15 protein-coding genes and 1 tRNA gene are annotated in these 18,627 nt (G+C 63.4%); 3 read left to right on the top strand and 13 right to left on the bottom strand.

The features are described from left to right. The first annotated feature begins 720 nt into the window (after positions 1-720). The gene (gene rne / locus G7016_RS19480) at positions 721-4,125 is read left to right on the top strand and encodes a ribonuclease E (RefSeq protein ID WP_181117365.1); all 3,405 of its coding nucleotides are present in this window, start codon (positions 721-723) and stop codon (positions 4,123-4,125) included. A gap of 117 nt (positions 4,126-4,242) precedes the next feature. On the opposite strand, the gene G7016_RS19475 is transcribed toward rne, so the two are convergent. The 11 genes from G7016_RS19475 to G7016_RS19425 form a co-directional block, all read right to left on the bottom strand. After that, positions 4,243-4,836, bottom strand: a complete 594-nt coding sequence (locus G7016_RS19475) for a nucleotidyltransferase family protein (RefSeq protein WP_181117364.1) — start codon at positions 4,834-4,836, stop codon at positions 4,243-4,245. Then, positions 4,833-5,783 (bottom strand): XdhC family protein, encoded by a 951-nt coding sequence (locus G7016_RS19470; RefSeq protein WP_181117363.1) that lies wholly within the window; start codon positions 5,781-5,783, stop codon positions 4,833-4,835. Before G7016_RS19470 ends, G7016_RS19475 begins: the two co-directional genes overlap by 4 nt. Before the next feature lie 79 nt (positions 5,784-5,862). After that, positions 5,863-6,891: a UDP-N-acetylmuramate dehydrogenase gene (gene murB / locus G7016_RS19465; protein WP_181117362.1), complete on the bottom strand. Its 1,029-nt coding sequence runs from the start codon at positions 6,889-6,891 to the stop codon at positions 5,863-5,865. Next, positions 6,888-7,655 carry a 3-deoxy-manno-octulosonate cytidylyltransferase gene (kdsB, locus tag G7016_RS19460; protein ID WP_181117361.1) on the bottom strand — a complete coding sequence of 256 codons (768 nt, stop codon included), beginning with the start codon at positions 7,653-7,655 and terminating at the stop codon, positions 6,888-6,890. The genes murB and kdsB overlap by 4 nt, the downstream gene beginning before the upstream one ends. After that, positions 7,652-7,837 (bottom strand): Trm112 family protein, encoded by a 186-nt coding sequence (locus tag G7016_RS19455; protein ID WP_181117360.1) that lies wholly within the window; start codon positions 7,835-7,837, stop codon positions 7,652-7,654. The genes kdsB and G7016_RS19455 overlap by 4 nt, the downstream gene beginning before the upstream one ends. Positions 7,838-7,864: 27 nt before the next feature. Next, positions 7,865-8,872: a tetraacyldisaccharide 4'-kinase gene (gene lpxK, locus G7016_RS19450; RefSeq protein WP_181117359.1), complete on the bottom strand. Its 1,008-nt coding sequence runs from the start codon at positions 8,870-8,872 to the stop codon at positions 7,865-7,867. Then, positions 8,872-9,303, bottom strand: coding sequence for an ExbD/TolR family protein (locus G7016_RS19445; protein WP_181117358.1), 432 nt, complete (start codon positions 9,301-9,303; stop codon positions 8,872-8,874). Before G7016_RS19445 ends, lpxK begins: the two co-directional genes overlap by 1 nt. After that, the gene (locus G7016_RS19440) at positions 9,300-9,935 is read right to left on the bottom strand and encodes a MotA/TolQ/ExbB proton channel family protein (RefSeq protein ID WP_181117357.1); all 636 of its coding nucleotides are present in this window, start codon (positions 9,933-9,935) and stop codon (positions 9,300-9,302) included. Before G7016_RS19440 ends, G7016_RS19445 begins: the two co-directional genes overlap by 4 nt. Positions 9,936-9,999: 64 nt before the next feature. Beyond that, a complete protein-coding gene (locus G7016_RS19435; RefSeq protein ID WP_181117356.1) occupies positions 10,000-12,246 on the bottom strand; it encodes a DNA internalization-related competence protein ComEC/Rec2 in 2,247 nt (748 codons plus the stop codon). 81 nt (positions 12,247-12,327) lie between these two features. After that, positions 12,328-13,107: an ABC transporter permease gene (locus G7016_RS19430; protein WP_181117355.1), complete on the bottom strand. Its 780-nt coding sequence runs from the start codon at positions 13,105-13,107 to the stop codon at positions 12,328-12,330. Beyond that, positions 13,104-14,036 (bottom strand): ABC transporter ATP-binding protein, encoded by a 933-nt coding sequence (locus tag G7016_RS19425; RefSeq protein ID WP_181117354.1) that lies wholly within the window; start codon positions 14,034-14,036, stop codon positions 13,104-13,106. Before G7016_RS19425 ends, G7016_RS19430 begins: the two co-directional genes overlap by 4 nt. Positions 14,037-14,392: 356 nt before the next feature. Between G7016_RS19425 and G7016_RS19420 the strand changes: the two genes are divergently transcribed. Next, on the top strand, positions 14,393-16,840 hold the full coding sequence (locus tag G7016_RS19420; RefSeq protein WP_181117353.1) for an acyl-CoA dehydrogenase: 2,448 nt from the start codon (positions 14,393-14,395) through the stop codon (positions 16,838-16,840). Between the two features lie 66 nt (positions 16,841-16,906). After that, positions 16,907-17,317, top strand: coding sequence for a PA2817 family protein (locus G7016_RS19415; RefSeq protein WP_181117352.1), 411 nt, complete (start codon positions 16,907-16,909; stop codon positions 17,315-17,317). A gap of 68 nt (positions 17,318-17,385) precedes the next feature. Here G7016_RS19415 and G7016_RS19410 read toward each other — a convergent pair whose 3' ends face one another. Next, the gene (locus G7016_RS19410) at positions 17,386-18,372 is read right to left on the bottom strand and encodes a zeta toxin family protein (protein ID WP_181117351.1); all 987 of its coding nucleotides are present in this window, start codon (positions 18,370-18,372) and stop codon (positions 17,386-17,388) included. Positions 18,373-18,549: 177 nt separating this feature from the next. Next, positions 18,550-18,625 (bottom strand) — tRNA-Gly (locus G7016_RS19405). Positions 18,626-18,627 lie beyond the last annotated feature (2 nt).

Below are 18,627 nucleotides of genomic sequence, written 5' to 3'. Positions count from 1 at the left end.
TGCTGCTATAGTCCCGAGCGCCGCCATAAGCGGCCGGGGAGTGACAGACGGTAAACGACCGCCGCTTACCCAGATGTTCACCGAGGACGCGAGGCCGTCCGACGGGGCTTACACCGCGCGACGAACCTACGGTTCGCACAAGGCGCAGCCTGGCAAGAACGAGTTGAATCCAACAGGGCGGTCTTATCGTGCCCTGGGTGTTCGAATCCTGCGGCTTATATACGAGCGCAGCCGTTTTATCGGGCAATGGTGCAGGCTTCGGAAATACAAGCCTTGATTTTTTTAGCGTGCGACAGCCAACCGGCGTCGTGATAAATGCCAACCCGTTGCGGATTCAGCGCGCGGCAGCACCCGAATTATCAGGGATACGTGTAGGGTGGAGATGCACAGGTAGCGTGCCGTGTGGCACCGAGCCCGCCAGTGGCAGCCAGAGTGTCAGCGTTCATACGGGTACTTTCCGTACGGGCCTGGCCAGAACTGGCCCGCGGCACGGCCGGCCCAGATGCCCTCGAGGGCGTCCACGACGCACTACCCGATTCCTCCTCCTGACTGAGTGCTTTTGACACCACACAAAGGCAGGACGCGGCGCCATGACACAGGCAAAAAGCCTGAGCGCTGGCAGGGAAGCCCCCTCAGGCCTCTCTCGCACCTGAACACCGACCGTGAGAAGTCGTGTGTGCCGAACGCCGTTTCCGGCAGCCCGGAAACCGACGGTACTACATGAAAAGAATGCTGATTAACGCAACTCAACCCGAAGAGTTGCGTGTAGCCCTGGTAGATGGCCAACGCCTCTATGACCTGGATATCGAATCCGGCGCGCGCGAGCAGAAAAAGGCCAACATCTACAAAGGCCGCATCACCCGTATCGAGCCCAGCCTCGAAGCCGCCTTCGTGGACTTCGGCTCCGAGCGCCACGGCTTCCTGCCCCTCAAGGAAATCTCCCGCGAATACTTCAAGAAGGCTCCCGAAGGGCGAGTCAATATCAAGGAAGTATTGAGCGAAGGCCAGGAAGTCATCGTTCAGGTCGAAAAGGAAGAGCGTGGCAACAAGGGCGCCGCCCTCACCACATTCATCAGCCTGGCCGGTCGCTATCTGGTGCTGATGCCCAACAACCCCCGCGCCGGTGGCATCTCGCGCCGCATCGAGGGTGAAGAGCGCAACGAACTGCGCGAGGCCCTCAACGGCCTGGTCGCCCCCGCCGACATGGGCCTGATCGTTCGCACCGCCGGCCTTGGCCGCAGCAGCGAAGAAATGCAGTGGGACCTCGACTACCTGCTGCAACTGTGGACCGCGATCAAGGAAGCTTCCCTGGACCGCTCCGCGCCTTTCCTGATCTACCAGGAAAGCAACGTGATCATCCGTGCCATCCGCGATTACCTGCGCCAGGACATCGGCGAAGTGCTGATCGACAGCGTTGAAGCGCAGGAAGAAGCCCTGACCTTCATCCGCCAGGTGATGCCGCAGTACGCCAGCAAGATCAAGCTCTACGAAGACAGCGTGCCGTTGTTCAACCGCTTCCAGATCGAAAGCCAGATCGAGACCGCCTTCCAGCGCGTGGTCGACCTGCCTTCCGGCGGCTCCATCGTGATCGACCCGACCGAAGCCCTGGTGTCCATCGACATCAACTCCGCTCGCGCGACCAAGGGTAGCGATATCGAAGAAACCGCCCTGCAGACCAACCTGGAAGCGGCCGAAGAAATCGCCCGCCAGCTGCGCCTGCGTGATATCGGCGGCCTGATCGTCATCGACTTCATCGACATGACCCCGGCCAAGAACCAGCGCGCCGTTGAAGAGCGTGTACGCGAATGCCTCGAAGCCGACCGCGCGCGCGTTCAGGTAGGCCGCATCTCCCGTTTCGGCCTGCTGGAAATGTCCCGCCAGCGCCTGCGCCCTTCCCTGGGTGAAAGCAGCGGCATCGTTTGCCCACGGTGCAGCGGTACCGGCATCATCCGCGACGTGGAATCGCTGTCCCTGGCCATCCTGCGCCTGATCGAGGAAGAAGCCCTCAAGGACCGCACCGCCGAAGTACGTGCCCAGGTGCCGATCCCGGTGGCGGCCTTCCTGCTCAACGAAAAACGCAACTCGATCACCAAGATCGAACTGCGCACCCGTGCCCGGATCATCATCCTGCCGAACGATCACCTCGAAACGCCGCACTTTGAAGTGCAGCGCCTGCGTGACGACAACCCGGAAGTGCTGAACGCGCAGTCGAGCTACGAGATTGCCGCCGCCGAAACCGAGGAAGTGCAACCGGTTGCCGCTACCCGCACCCTCGTTCGCCAGGAAGCTGCAGTCAAAACCGCCCCAGCCCGTGCCAACGCGCCGATGCCAGCCAGCGAAGAGCCCGCCCCTGCGGCTGCGGCTGTGGCACCTCAGCCAAGCACTGCGCCGGCCACCGCCGAACCGAGCCTGTTCAAGGGCCTGGTGAAGTCGTTGGTAAGCCTGTTCGCTGGCAAGGAGGAGCCTGCTGCCCCGGTAGCCGCCGTTGCCGCGCCCAAGCCTGCTACCGAGCGTGGCGGGCGTAACGAAGAGCGCCGTAACGGGCGCCAGCAGAGCCGCAACCGCAACGGCCGCCGCGACGAAGAGCGCAAGCCACGCGAGGAGCGTGCACCACGTGAAGAACGCGCCCCCCGTGAGGAACGCGCACCGCGCGAACTGCGTGAAGATACCCCTGCCGTAGCGCGCGAAGAGCGCCCGGCCCGCCCGCCACGCGAAGCACGCGCCCCGCGTGAGGATCGCCGCCCGCGCGAAGATCGCCCGGTACGTGAGCTTCGCGAAGCCCTGGACGCACCAGCTGCACCTCGTGAAGAGCGCCCGGCCCGTGAAGAACGCGCCGAACGCCCCGCTCGCGAAGAACGCGCCCCACGCGAACTGCGTGAACCGCGTGAAGAACGCGCCCCGCGCGAAGAACGTGCGCCACGTGAAGAACGTGCGCCACGTGAAGAGCGTGCCCCACGTGAGGAACGCGCCCCACGTGAAGAGCGCCAACCGCGCCCTGCCCGTGAGGAGCAACCTGCTCAGGAGCCGACTACGGCCGAAGACGCGGTATTGAACGAAGAACTGCAAGACGACAACCAGGAAGGCAACGACGGTGAGCGTCCGCGCCGCCGTTCGCGTGGCCAGCGCCGCCGTAGCAACCGCCGTGAGCGTCAGCGTGACGCCAACGGCGAACTGATCGGCGGTGAAGGCGACGACGCCGAAGGCAACGAAACCTCGGCATCGACCGAAACCAACGAAGCCACCGGTGTTACCGCCGCAGTTGCGGCAGCCGTGGTTGTGGAGGGCGTGATCAGCCAGGCGGCCGAGGCCCAGGCCCATCACCAGGCCGAACAAGCCACCGCCAGCGTTGCACCGGAAGCCGCAACAGCTGCCCCGGAAATCGTTGCCACCCCGACCGAACAGGCAGCGTCCATCGTGCCTGAGCCGTTGGAGCGCCTGGTAGAAGCACCTGCGGTCGAAGCCGCTGTTGAAACGGCGCCCGAGCCGCTTCCTGAGGCAGAGGCAGCACCGATTGTGGAGCAACCGGTTCAACACGTAGAGGTGCCAACGGCGACCGAAGCGGCTGAACTGCCTGTGCCGCCAGTCGCTGACGAACCCGTGCATGTAGCGCCTGTCCAGGCCCCGGCTGCGCCAGAAGCCTTCACTGAGGCTACCCCTGCCGCCGAAGCGCCTGTAGTCGAAGCGCCTGCCCCGGCTCCGGTGGTGCTGTCCAATGGCCGCGCGCCGAATGACCCGCGTGAAGTGCGCCGTCGCAAGCGCGAAGCCGAACTGGCCGCTGCGGCTGCTCGTGAAGCCGAAGAAGCCGCGCAGCTGGCCAACGCCAATGCGCTGGCCCAGGCCGAAGCACCGGTTGAAGTTGAAGTATCGGCACCGGTAGTGGTCGAGCCTGCGCCAGCAGCCGAAACCGAAACCGAAACCGCGACCGCTGCTCAAGCAACGCCGGCAGCAGAGCCCGCTACGGCACCCGCTACGGCTCCCGCTACGGCGCCTCAGGCCGAGCCTGAAGCCGCCAGCGAGCCAGTGCCAGCTCCGGTAATCGATGAAAACGTGCAAAGCGCTGAAGAAGTGGCTGGTACGGTCGAGGAAACCGAAGCGCAGAACAAGGAGCCCAAGCCTCTGGCCTGAGCCCCTTGACTAAAAAAGCCCCTGTCATCGCAAGGTGACAGGGGCTTTTTTTTATGACGTAGGGACGGTACAACCGAGCATGTGCGCTGGCTATGGTTGGGGGCTGTCGCCGCCCTCCTACAGGGCCAGATCCTCGGGAAGGTCTACATCTCGCAGCACGCCGGGATCGTCCACCTCTATCAGCGTCACCCTGCCCTGCTGCAGCAAACCTCGCCCGCCCTGGTCTCCGCTCAGAGCCATCAGCGCCTGGGCATACGTCGCGTCGAAGCCCACGGGATGGCCCCGCTTGCCCTCATGCAAAGGAACCACAGCATGGCCGGCGGTCATGGCGTCAGCGACGCGGGAATGAGTTTGAGCACGTATCCATGGCATGTCACCGAGGGCTACCAGCCAGCCAGCGGCACCGGCACGGGCACGCACGGCGGCACTGAGGCTGTCGCCCATACCGGCCGAGGGCACCACAAGGGTATCGAAGCCATGGTTGGCAGCCAGCGCTGCCATCTCGCCAAGGCGTTCGCTGCCTTGGCGCAGCACCAGCAATCGCTCACCGGCCCATTGGCTGAACGCCGACAAACTGTGTGCCAATACCGCCTGCTCACTGCCATCCAGCCCGATGCAGGGGGCCAGCAGCTTGTTGGCTTCACGCCCCGCTTGCTCGGCAAAGCGGCGACCGTAGCCCGCGGCGAGCACCACGGCACATACCCCCCTCATGCGGCCTGGTTCTTGATGGCAACAACTTGAGCCATCAGCGACAGCGCGATTTCCGCCGGTGTGTGGCTACCGATGGGCAAGCCGATCGGGCCATGCAGGCGGGCCAGGGAAGCGCTGCTTACGCCAAGGCAGGCAAGGTTTTGCTTGCGCTTCTCACTGTTCACCCGCGAGCCCAACGCGCCCACGTAGAAGGCTTTGGAATCCAATGCCGTCAGCAACGCCATGTCATCCAGGCGCGGGTCATGGGTCAGCGCCACGATCGCGGTGCGTTCGTCGGGGTGAATCGCCAATACCGCGTCGTCAGGCATGCCCGGGACGAAGCGCGCCTGCGACGCCTCCCATCCTTGGCTGAATTCGGTGCGGGGGTCGCAGATAAGTACTTCGAAATCCAGCAGGCCAGCAATGTCAGCCACGCAACGAGATAGCTGGCCAGCCCCGATCAGCAGCATGCGCCAGCGTGGCCCGTAAACGGCGCGTAGCAGTTGACCGTCGAAGTGCTGGGACGTTTCACGGTCGGCCGTTTCAAGGCGAACAGCGCCGCTGGCCAGGTCCAGTTCGCGGGCAACTATCTCATGGTTGGCACAGCGCGCCAGCAGCTCGTCGACCCATCCTGCATCCTGTACCCACTCCTCGGTAAGGCGCAGCGTGCCGCCGCAAGGCAGGCCAAAGCGCGCTGCTTCCTCCTTGGTAACACCATAGGTAACCAGCTGGACCTCGGGCCCTTCGCGCTGCAGGCGCCCGTCATGCAGGCGGCCAATCAGGTCGTCCTCGATACAGCCGCCGGACACCGAACCGCTGACAACACCATCATCGCGCAGGGCAAGCATGGCGCCCGGTGGGCGTGGCGCGCTGCCCCAGGTTTGTACCACGGTATAGAGCACTACGGCCCGGCCTTCCGCCAGCCAGCCCTGCATGTCCCGCAACACGCCAAGATCGACGCTGTTCATTGCTTACCCCTTCACCGCTACCATTACCTGTGCGCTCGCGAACGAGTACAGGTATCGGACGGCAACGCAGCGGCGTGGTTCAGGTGGCAGGGAGCACATTAGGCTCCATTTCCAACGTAACGCCAAAGCGATCGTGAATGTCAGCCTGGATATCGCGGGCCAGGGCCAATAGCTCTTGGCCCGTCGCGGCGCCATGATTGACCAGCACCAGGGCCTGATCCTTGTGCACTGCGGCGTCGCCACGCCGATAGCCCTTCCAGCCAGCCTGCTCGATCAGCCATCCGGCCGCCAGTTTCACCTGGCCATCGGGCTGAGGGTAACCGACCATCGCGGGCCAGCGTTGCTGCAAGGCTGCCGCCTGCGCCTGGGCCACTACAGGGTTTTTGAAGAAGCTGCCGGCATTGCCAAGCACGGCCGGGTCCGGGAGTTTTTCCCGGCGGATCGCGCAGATTGCGTCACTGACGGCTTGCGGGCTGGGCGCCGTGATGCCCTGCTCGGCCAGGCGCTTGCGAACCGGCCCGTATTCGAGATGTAACGGCGCCTCGCGATCCAGCCAAAAGCGTACCCGCAAGATCACCCAACGCCCGGGTTGCTGCTTGAACACGCTGTCCCGGTAGCCGAAACGGCAGGCTTCCACGCTGAAATCCTGCAGCTGGCCAGTATGGCGGTCCAGCGCGGTGAGCCCGGCGAAGACGTCCTTCACTTCTACGCCATAGGCGCCCACGTTCTGCATCGGCGCGGCGCCTACAGTGCCAGGGATAAGGCTGAGGTTTTCCATCCCACCCAGGCCCTGCTGGAGGGTCCAGCACACGAAGTCGTGCCAAGGTTCGCCCGCCTCGGCCTCGATCATCACCCGGCTGCCGTGTGTTTCGAGCAACCGTCGGCCGCGGGTGGCCATGCGCACTACCAGCCCGGGTACGTCCTGAAGCAGCAGTACATTACTGCCGCCCCCCAGCAGGTGAACGGGCAGGTGTCGTTGCTCGGCGTACGCCAGCGCGGCGATCAAGCCAGCATCGTCGGCCACCTCCGCAAACTGTGCTGCGCGCACGTCCACACCAAAGGTGTTGTAAGGCTTGAGCGATACGGCTTCGCGAATCGCCGGGGTCATCCGGCCTCCAGCAGGCGTCGCACCCGCTCCAGGTCTTCGGGGGTGTCTACACCTGGCGGCGGCGCGATGGACGCCTCCTCCACGTGGATACGCACGCCATGCCAAAGCGCCCGGAGCTGTTCCAGGGATTCGGTCTTCTCCAGCCAGCAGGGGCCCCACTGCACGAAATCCTGGAGGAAGCCGGCGCGGTACGCATAGATGCCGATATGCCGCTGATACGGTACGCCTTCAGGCAGCTCGTTGGGCCGCTGGGCCAGCGCATCCCGTGCCCAAGGCAAGGGTGCCCGGCTGAAGGTGAGGGCCAGGCCAGTAATGTCGGCCACCACTTTCACCACATTGGGGTTGAACAGCTGGGCCGCTTCGAGCAGCGGCTCGCTGAGCGTGGCCATGCGTGCCTGGGTGTTGGCCGCAAGGTTGCCAGCCACCTGATTGATCACCACCGGCGGGATCAGCGGTTCGTCACCCTGCACGTTCACCACGATAGCGTCGTCGGCCAGCCCCAGACGGGCAGCCACTTCGGCCAGGCGATCGGTGCCCGACTCATGGTCGGAGCGGGTCATGACCACTTCTGCGCCAAAGGCTTCACAGGCTGCCTGGATACGCGCGTCGTCGGTAGCGACCACCACCCGCGCCGCCTTGCTTTGCCTGGCCTGTTCCCATACGTGCCGGATCATCGGCTTGCCGGCGATCTCCTGCAACGGCTTGCCGGGGAAACGGGTAGAGGCGTAACGGGCAGGAATGACAACCGTGAACGCCGTGGTCATTTTTCGAGGCGCTCGTCGTCGGTAAGGGTGCGGGCCTCGCTTTCGAGCATTACCGGGATACCGTCGCGAATGGGATACGCCACGCCGGCGCCCTTGCTGATCAGTTCGGTCTTGTCCTCGCTCAGCTTGAGCGGGCCCTTGCAGATAGGGCAGGCGAGAATGTCGAGCAGTTTGGTGTCCATAAGGGTCCTTGCATCAAGGGGCAGGCTTCAGGCGCCTGGCTGGCCCACCAGGCGAGCCAGGCAGGCATCGAACCAGGCCACGAAGGCTGGAGAAGGTTGCGCATCCACCGCCAGGTACCACCAGTTACTGCGGGCGAAACCCTGGCATTTTACCGCGTCCTTTTCGGTCATCAGTACCGGCAGGGAAGGTTCGAATGTCAGTTGCTCGGCACTGTAGGTGGCATGGTCGGCGAAGGCATGCTCGGTCGGGCGCCAGTTTAGCGCTTCGAGGGTAGAGAAGAAACGCCGGGGGTTGCCGATGCCGGCGACCGCGTGCACGGCCTGCCCCGGCGGGAAATGATCGAGGCCAACCCGCTCGCCGGACGCCACGTTGACCAGCGCGGTGGGCTGCAAGGTCATGCCATAGCCGAGGCTTGAATCCCCTTGTTGACCGTTGCACAGCACCGCGTCTACCTCAGCGAGCCGCTCGGGTGGCTCACGCAGGGGCCCCGCCGGAAGGCAGCGACGATTGCCCAGGCCGCGGGCGGCGTCGATCAATACCAGTTCAAGGTCGCGGGCCAGGCGGTAGTGCTGCAACCCGTCGTCACACAGGATCAGGTCCAGCGGGTGCTCGGCGAGCAGGGCCCGGGCCGCCTGAGCGCGGTCTGGATCGATGGCCAGCGGTACCCCGCTGCGCTGCACGATAAGCAGCGGTTCATCCCCTGCCACGGCTGCTGCATCGCCAGCCCTTACCTGCCAGGGAAACTGTGGCGGGCGCGCACCGTACCCGCGGCTGATCACCCCCACGCGCAGGCCTGCCTGGCGGCAATGGTCGATCAACCAGAGGATCATCGGCGTTTTACCGGTACCCCCTACGGTGATATTGCCCACTACCACCACGGGAACGGGGGCTTTCCACCCCGGGCGGGTGCCGTCCTTGAACGCTTGGCGGCGGCGACCGGCCACTCGCCGGTAAAGCGCTTCCAGCGGCGCGAGCAGCGATAGCCCGGGATGGCCTTCGTACCACGCCGCGAGCAGGCGATCAGACAATGCCATCAGTGAGCCGCCTGCGCCTCGACCGTAGTCATGCTGAGGCGGCTGAAGCCAAGCTTGCCCGCAGCGTCCATCGCGGTGATCACCGCCTGATGGGGGGTTTTCCCATCGGCGCTGATAGACAACGGTAGGCTGGTATCGCCGCCGGATTCTGCCTGCAGCGCCGTCAGCAAGGTGTCCAGGTCACTTTTTGGCAGCACGTGTTTATTGATGGCGTAGTTGCCGTCAGCGCTGATCGCGATGTCCAGCCGCTTGGGTGGGTTCTCTTCCGGCGCGCCGTTCACGGCCTGTGGAAGCTCCACATGCAGGGCTGTCTCGCGGGTGAAGGTGGTGGTCACCACAAAGAACAGCAGCAGGATGAACACCACATCGATCAGTGACGTGAGGTTGATCTCGATGTCTTCGCGGCGCCGGCGGCTTCGGCGGAACTTCACGCCCGGGCCCCCTCGATGTCAACTTCGCGGTCGCCGTGCAACACCTCCACCAGCTTGATGGCGTCCTGCTCCATGCGTACCACCAATTCGTCGATCCGGCGTTGCAACAAGCGGTGGAAGAATACCGCCGGGATCGCTACGAACAGCCCGGAAGCGGTGGTGATCAGGGCCTTGGAGATACCGCCTGCCAGCACCGTGGCGTTAGTGGCGTTACCGCTGGCATTGAACGCGCTGAAAATATCGATCATCCCCAGCACTGTGCCCAGCAAACCGAGCAGCGGCGCCATGGCGGCGATGGTACCGAGCGCGCCCACATACCGTTCCAGCTCGTGGATTACGCTATTGGCGGCTTCCTCGATGCATTCTTTCATGATGTCCCGGCCGTGGCGGGAATTGGCCAGCCCGGCAGCAAGCACTTCGCCCAAGGGAGAATTGGCGCGCAACTCCTTGAGCTTTTCGCTGTTGAGTTGCTTGTCCTTGATCCACTTCCATACCTGCGCCACCAGATTGGGCGGGGTGACCCTGCTGGTGCGCAGTGTCCAAAGGCGCTCGGCAACGATCGCAAGCGCCGCGACGGAGCTCAGAATAATCGGCAACATCATCCAGCCACCGGCTTTTACCAATTCCCACACAGTGCGGCACCTCTCGAACAAATTCGGCAACTCTATCACAACCGCCCGCACACAGGCCGGCAGCCTATCGCCCATCCTCAGCAGCGTCACTGCGCCACAAACGCGGCCGCGCGCGCCACGTTACAGGCGTGGCATCCCGCCCCAGTACCCACTCGACAGCGCCTGCGCGGGCACTGTCGAACGGTACGATGCCCCGCTGCGCCAGCCGCTCGGACACTTCCGGGTGGGGATGACCGAAGCGGTTGTTCCAGCCCCGGGAGATCAATACGCCCGCTGGTGTCAGTGCATCGAGGAACGCAGCCGAGCTCGACGTGCGGCTACCGTGATGGGGCGCCTGAAGCCACTTCACATTTAGCCCGGGCCAGGCCGCAAGCAGTGCCCGCTCGGCCTGGCTGTCGATATCGCCGGTGAGCAGCAGCCGCTCGCCGTTGGCTTCGATCAACAACACACAGGACGCCGGGTTGGGGCTTTGGGCACGGGGCCAGCGCCAGGGTTCGAAACGTACCCCATCCCACTCCCAAGGCTGCGCGCCTTCGCAGGGTTGACCTTGCCAGCGCCGAGGGGCGGCGCTGGGCTCGCCAACCAGCACGCGTGTTGGCAGCAGCTCGCGGATGACGGACTCCGCGCCGCCGCTGTGGTCGGCATGGTCGTGGCTGATGATCAGGGTATCCAGCCGGCGCACCCCGAGGCGGCGCACACTCGGTACCACGATGCGTTCGCCGGCATCTCCCGCGCGGTAGGCCGGCCCGGCATCGAACAGCAGGGCGTGGTGGCGGGTGCGTACCAGGATGGACAAGCCCTGCCCCACATCAAGCTGCACCACCTGCGCCTGCCCCCAGGAGGGCCTTGGCAGTGGTGCGAAAGCCAGCTGCAGAATGAGCGGCGCCCCAAGCCAGCGCAGGGGACCCCCAGCCGGCAACAAAAGCAGCACCGCACCGCACGCTGCCAGCAGCCAGGCCCATGACGGCACGCGAGGCGCAAGCCAGGGCGGCGACATTTCAGCCGCCACGGCCAGAACGCCGAGCAACCCTTCAAGCGCGCCAGCCGCGCACCACAACAGGAACTCGCCCACCCCTGGCAACCACACCCCGAGGGTGCCGGCCAACGCCAACGGCAACACGATAAAGCTGATCCAGGGCACGGCAAGCAAGTTGACCAGAGGCCCACTGAAGCTGATGCCCAAGCCCAGCGCACTCATGACCACGGCTAGCCCCAGCGCCACCAGCCACTGCGCGCGCCACCATGCTCGCCACCAGGGCCAGCCCCCCAGCCGCCCGGAGAACCCGAGCAGCAGTACCGCCACCGCGGCGAACGACAACCAGAAACCAGGCGTGAGGCTGGCCATGGGGTTGATCAGCAGGACGGCTACCAATGCCAACAGCAGCGGCGTGAAAACCCCCATATGCCGGTAACGCCAGCGCCAAAGCAACGTGATACAGATCATCACGCAAGCGCGCTGCACCGGCACCTCGAACCCAGCGAGCAGGCCGTAGCACAGGCCGGCGCCCGCCGCGCCAACGCACGCACATGGCAACCAGGGCAACGGGCGCGGCCACGCACCCAGCCGAGCCAGCCCCGCCACCAGCCCGTATACCAGCCCGGCGAGCAAGCCTACGTGTTGCCCGGATATAACGAACAGGTGGACGGTACCGGTGGCCTGCAGCACCCGCCATTGCTGTGGGCGCAACCCGGAATCGTCTCCGAGCACCAACGCTACCAACAATGGCGCCAGCGCATGGCCCGACGACGACAACATCTTCTCCCGGACCACCTCACGGAAGCTTGGGCTGGCGGCCTCCATACGGTGACCGTCCTTTGCATGGGCGGTGGCGCCAATGCCTTGGGCGAACAGCCAGGCTTCGTAATCGAAACCGCCAGGGTTGACCACCCCGCGAGGGCGATCCAGCGACAACGCCAGCCGCCAGCGATCCCCGCTGCGCACGTCCGCGCCGTCGGGCCAGTTCACCCGGATAAGCCCGGGCAACTCACCACGGCGTGAAACCGCATCGCGCAGCTCGAAGCGAACGCCTGTTGCGGTGGATACCGGCAGGCCCACGACCCGCCCCTCGACCCAGACTGTTCGGCCGTCAAGACGTGGATCGAGTTGATCGGCGCTGATGCGCAAGGCACAGAACAGTGCCCACGCCAGCCCGGCGAGTGACAGCCCGGCATATCGGCCAGCCCGCCCGGGGTGGAACGCGAGCACTAAACCCGCCACGGCCAGGCTCGCCACCAGCCAACCCGGCGGCACACCAGGCCACCAGCGGGCCCCTAGCACACCTGTTACAAAAGCCAACAGCGCTGCTCGCATACCCCCCTCCCTGGCGGCCCGGCGCAGTATGGCCGGGCAAGGCTACCAGGGGGGAAATGGACCGTTACCGGGTATTTGGCGTCAGGTGCGCATGCCTCGGCCGCTGACCAGCAAACGGGCGCAGCAGAGGTAAAGCACAACTGTGGCCACGCACATGAAGGTCAACGCAGTGCCAATCTGGATGTCCGACACGCCCAATATGCCGTAGCGGAACGAGTTCACCATGTGCAGCACCGGGTTGGCCAGCGACAGGGTCTGCCAGATCGGCGGCAGCAGGTTGATGGAGTAGAACACCCCGCCCAGGTAGGTCAGGGGTGTGAGCACGAAGGTTGGGATGATCGAGATATCGTCGAAGTTGCGAGCGAACACTGCGTTGACGAAGCCCAGCAAGGAGAAGATGGTCGCGGTCAGCACCACTACCACGATGGTCACGCCAAGGTGATGCACGTGCAAGTCGGTAAAGAACAGCGACAGCAGTGTGACGATCAACCCTACCGCCAGCCCTCGCAGCACGCCGCCGAGGGTATAGCCCACGAGGATGGTATGAGGGGACACCGGCGACACCATCAGCTCTTCGATGGAGCGCTGGAACTTGGCGCCGAAGAAACTCGATACCACGTTGCCATAGGAGTTGGTGATCACCGACATCATGATCAACCCGGGAACGATGTATTGCATGTAGGTAAACCCGCCCATGCCGCCAATCTGGCGGCCGATCAGGTTTCCGAAGATCACGAAGTACAACACCATGGTAATCGCTGGCGGCAGCAGGGTTTGTGGCCAGATCCGCATGAAGCGGCGAACTTCCCTGTAAACGATGGTATTGAGGGCAACCAGGTTGGGCGACAGTTCGGTACTCATACGGCCACCTTCGCCAGGTTCTTTTCAACCAGGGACACGAACAACTCCTCTAGCCGGTTGGTCTTGTTACGCAGGCTCAGCACTTCGATCTGGCGCAGGGCAAGTTGGCCGAACAGCGCGGTAATACCTGCCTTTTTATCGACCTGCACTTCCAGGGTATGGGGATCAAGCAGGCGGCACGGGTAACCGACGAGTTCCGGCGCTTTATCCAGGTTCTGCCCTAGGTCCAGCACGAAGGTTTCGACGGTGAGCTTGCCCAGCAACTTGCGCATGCTGGTGTTCTCGGCAATGGTCCCGTGATCGATGATGCCGATGTGACGGCAGAGCTGCTCAGCCTCTTCAAGGTAGTGCGTGGTAAGAATGATGGTGATGCCCTTGCGGTTGAGCTCGGTGAGGAACGTCCACATGGACCGGCGCAGCTCGATGTCCACACCCGCGGTGGGCTCATCGAGGATCAACAGGCGAGGTTCATGAATCAACGCCCGGGCAATCATCAGCCGGCGCTTCATGCCGCCCGACAGCGAACGCGACGGCGCGTCCCGCTTCTCCCACAACCCCAGTTGGGTCAGGTACTGCTCGGCACGCTCCTTGGCGACCTTCGGCGCAATGCCGTAATAGCCGGCCTGGGTCACCACGATGTCGAAGGTTTTCTCGAACTGGTTGAAGTTGAATTCCTGTGGCACCACGCCAATGGAGCGCTTCAGCCGTGCCGGATCACGGTCCAGGTCGTGACCGAACACATTCACCGTGCCGCTGGTTTTGTTCACCAGGGTGGACAGGATGCCGATGGTGGTGGATTTACCCGCGCCGTTGGGGCCGAGCAATGCGAAAAAGTCGCCTTCGGCAACATCCAGATCGATCCCCTTGAGGGCCTGGAAGCCGTTGCCATAGGTCTTGGTTAGCTGCCGGATGGACAGTGCGGAACTCATGACAGATCAATACCGATAATAAGGTGGCCGGAAAGTTAAGGGCCACCGAGGTGAATTACAATGTCTGGCGTTCGCTTTCATGCTGCCGACGTGCGGTGCATGCGTACAGTGAAGCGCGTCGATAGTCATTATCAGGGCAGGTCATTGCCCTGCCCATCTGCTTCAACCGACCGGCCACACCGCCGTTAAGTTTCGCCGGCGCGCCGGGCGCCTACTACGAACTCAGCGTTCACAGCAGGGTCACTACAGGCACAGCCCGGCAGCGAAGCGGCCCGGCAAGATCGAGGCCGTGCCGGCTTCATCGCGCGGATCGCGCGGTGCGCTCAAGCCCGGCCCCACCATCCGGAGAGAAACGTATGTGGGTGTTCGGTGTGTTGATTCTGTTGTGCGGCATCATCTGGCTTTGCCATAGGCGAGTGTCGCCCTTGCCCGTTCTGGGCATTGCCGCCGTTTATGTGCTGGGGCTTGGCCTGTTTACCGATACGCCTGGCGTTATGTTGGCTGTTCTGTGGCTGCTGCTGGCGGCGGTCACGGCGTTTGTCATCTTGCATGGCCTGCGCCGCCAATGGTTCACCAAGCCCATGTTCGCCTGGGTGAAGCGCACCCTGCCGCCCATGTCCAGCACCGAGCGGGAGGCCATCGAAGCTGGCACCGTATGGTGGGACGGGGAGTTGTTCAGCGGCCGGCCCGACTGGCATACCCTGCTCAACTACTCGCCTTCCGTGCTCACCGCCGAGGAACAAGCTTTTATCGATGGGCCGACCGAGGCCTTGTGCGCCATGGTCAACGACTGGCAGGTGGGCCAAGACATGGACCTCTCGCCCGAAGCATGGGCCTATATCAAGCAGAACGGGTTCTTTGCCCTGATCATTCCCAAGGAATACGGCGGCAAGGGCTTTTCGGCCTATGCGCACTCGCAGGTGGCGATGAAGCTGGCGACCCGAAGTGGCGACCTCGCCTCCACCGTGATGGTGCCCAACTCGCTTGGCCCGGCAGAGTTGCTGCTGCATTACGGCACCGAGGAGCAGCGCAACCATTACTTGCCGCGCCTGGCCAAGGGTGAAGAGATCCCCTGCTTCGCCCTCACCGGCCCCCTTGCCGGCTCGGATGCTGGCGCCATGCCGGACGTTGGCATCGTTTGCCGGGGGCATTGGCAAGGCGAGGAAGTGTTGGGCCTGCGCCTGACCTGGGAAAAGCGCTACATCACCCTCGGCCCGGTCGCCACCTTGCTGGGCCTGGCGTTCAAGGCCTACGACCCCGACCATTTGTTGGGCGACAAGGAGGAACTGGGCATCAGCCTGGCGCTGATCCCCACCGACACGCCCGGCGTGAATATCGGCCGACGGCATGTGCCACTGGGCGCTGCCTTTATGAACGGCCCCAACAGCGGCAAGGACGTGTTTGTGCCACTGAGCGCGCTGATCGGCGGCCCGGCCATGCTGGGCAAAGGCTGGATGATGCTGATGAACTGCCTGTCGGTGGGCCGCTCCATCTCGCTGCCTGCCGTAGGTACTGGCGTGGCGAAATACAGCAGCCTGGTCACGGGGCGCTATGCAAGCATTCGCGAGCAATTCAATGTGCCACTGGCCGCGTTCGAAGGTATTCAGGAATCGCTCGCGCGCATTGGCGGCAACGCCTGGCTGATGGACAGCGCCCGCATCCTCACCGCCCGCGCGGTAGACCTTGGCGAAAAGCCCTCGGTGCTCTCGGCGATTCTTAAGTACCACCTCACCGAACGCGGCCGCGAATCCCTCACCCACGCCATGGACGTGCACGGCGGCAAGGGCATCATTGCCGGCCCGAGCAATTACCTGGCGCGTAACTGGGCCGGCGCGCCTATCTATATCACCGTGGAAGGGGCCAACATCCTCTCCCGTAACCTGATGATCTTCGGCCAGGGCGCCATCCGCTGCCATCCGTTCGTGCTCAAGGAAATGGCGCTGGCCAGCCAGGGCGATAGCCATCAGGCACTCGAAGCGTTCGACCGCGTCTTGCTTGATCACTTGGGCTTTGCGGTGGGCAATGCCGCCAGCACACTCATGCTAGGCCTGGGTGTTGGGCATTTGGAACGCCACCCTGGCGATCGCCTGAGCCAAGGCTACTTCCGCGCGCTGGATCGGCTTGCCGCAGCCTTCGCCATGCTGGCGGACCTTAGCATGATGCTGCTGGGCGGCAGCCTCAAGCGCAAAGAGCGCCTCTCCGCGCGGCTGGGTGACGTGTTGAGCTACCTCTACCTCGGCTCGGCCGCGCTCAAGCGCTACCACGATGAGCAATCCCCCGAGCACCTGCAGCCGCTACTGCGTTGGGCCATGGAAGAAAGCCTGGGCAAGGCCGAAGCCGCGCTCGCCGGCGTGCTGGCGAATTTCCCCAACCGCCTGCTGGGTAACCTGCTTACGCTGGTGGTATTCCCGCTCGGCCGCCGCCACCCCGGCCCGGATGATCGACTGGAAGCCGAAGTGGCCGGCATTCTTGGGCGCAGCGAAGAGGACCCGGCCCTGGCCGCCCTGCTCGAGGGCTGCTACCGCCCCGAAAACCCGAGCGACCCCGTGGGCGGCTTGCGTGCCACATGGCAACTGCTGGCCAAGGCAGCACCCGTGCAGCGCAAACTGCATGCGGCGCTAAAAGGTGGGCAAGTGTCGGCGGCGCCAGGCCAGACAGCCATAGAGGCTGCGGTGGAACAGGGCGTGCTCCAATTGGCCGAAGGCGAAGTGTTACGCCAGGCCGAAGCTGCTCGCCGGAAAGTGATCGACGTGGATGACTTCGCCCCTGAAGCCCTCAGTCGCACCGACCGGCAGGTGCGCTGAACCGCCCCGGGACAACAGGCGCGGCGGCGCTTATACTGCCGCGCTTTTCCAGACAGGAGCCCTCCCGTGGCCAATCCGATCATCGAGCATCATCTGGCACTGCTGCGCCACCTGCGTGGAATCCTCGTGGCCCTGGGCGAAGCCGAGCAAGTGCCTGAAGAAAGCCATGCCCTTTTCGTGGAACGGTTCGATGAACTGATCGAAGCCCTCATCGACGAGGCACCGGAGAATTTCTACCTGGGCCAGGACCTGCTCTGCCAGGTGTTCACCCGCTATCCGCAGATTGCCCACTTGGTGCCACGCGACTTGCTGTGGTTCTTCGGTGGGGACTGCCTGCACTACATGCCTGATGACGAGATCGACTTGTATCAGCAGTTGGAAGACCGCCGCCACGAAGCGGACGCGAACGATGAACCGTTCGACTGGAATCAGGAAAAGCAGTTGCTGGCAATGTCGGAGAACGGCCCGAAGCACTGACAACCACCAGGCGCAGGGACCCGGGGCGAGCCTCTGACCGCCCCAGTTCTGGCCTGGTAATGCCCTGGTTATGGGTAGATGTACTTCATCACATACAAGCTCAACTCCCGGAACACCTCGCTGGGCACATTGGGCATCAGTGCCTGCGCGCGCTCCATTGTCTTGCAATTGTATTTGACCATTTCCTCACGCACCTGCGCATCGATCATCCCGGCATTCACCACCTGCGCATACTGAAGATAGGAGCATGGGAAGTTCGCCGAGGCGTTTCGGCGGATCTCGAAATATGGATTAAGGCGCGGCAAGCTGGTGAAGGGCTGGTCGTAGTATTGCGCTTGGGGGGTAAGCTCCGTGGGGGATGTACATTCGCTATGGCAGAGCGGCTTGCTCTCCATCCCGGTCTCGATGCCACGGTGATACAGCGTGATCTCGGAGCCAGGCACCTGCGTACAGGCGTTTTCGAATGCATCAAGGATGGCCCGGGCATTGAGTTGAGAGGCTTCTATCGCTGACAGCGTCAAAACCCGCTCGACTTCATCGCTTGCAACGCTGTTCACAAAGCGATCCAAGGTCGCCCAATGGCTGAATTCTTTCTGGCAAGCGATCATATGCACTTCAAACTGGTAACCCGCCTTGACCGCATCAGCCGGAAAATCAGCAAATTTGGCACTATCGAGAGCAGTTTCCATAATGATGTTGTAGCGATTTTCAAGGGCATGGTCTAACACCCTATTGCCCAAGTCCCACACAAATTTATTGGTATGCTCGTACACATGGCGAATACCATGATCTTTCATACGCTCATATTGAGGATGGTGTTTGCGAAATGAGGGAAGGTAGAGGCTTACATGGTTTTCGTAGCGGCCGCTGGGTAACAGCTTGTTTTCGAGCAGATACGTCTTACCCGAGCCTTGAGTGCCCGCCACGACCAGAATCTTCGGGCTAGGCTCACACTCCAGGCACTCGGCGTCACGCGCTTTAGCGAACAATGATTCGCTAAGGGTGGCGAATGCCTTGTCCAGGTCAGCTTTGGTATGGGAGTAAAGAGAGTTCATGCTGCCGGTCCTTGATAGCGCCGAAAGTGGCGAACCGACAACTTAAGGGGGGTGCCAGCGGGTTTGGCGGTAGTTACGTATGCCCCAATTGGCATCGACCAAAAATCGCAGGCATGAAAAAAGGGCCCGAAGGCCCTTTTTCTGTAGGTCAGCCCATGAACATGGCCAACCTGAATTTGGAGCGGGAAACGAGACTCGAACTCGCGACCCCGACCTTGGCAAGGTCGTGCTCTACCAACTGAGCTATTCCCGCAA

This window comes from Pseudomonas japonica (assembly GCF_013522925.1).
Classification (GTDB): Bacteria; Pseudomonadota; Gammaproteobacteria; order Pseudomonadales; family Pseudomonadaceae; genus Aquipseudomonas; species Aquipseudomonas japonica_A.
The sequence above is the reverse complement of the archived record's forward strand: the minus strand, read 5'-3'. Positions and strand labels throughout refer to the sequence as shown.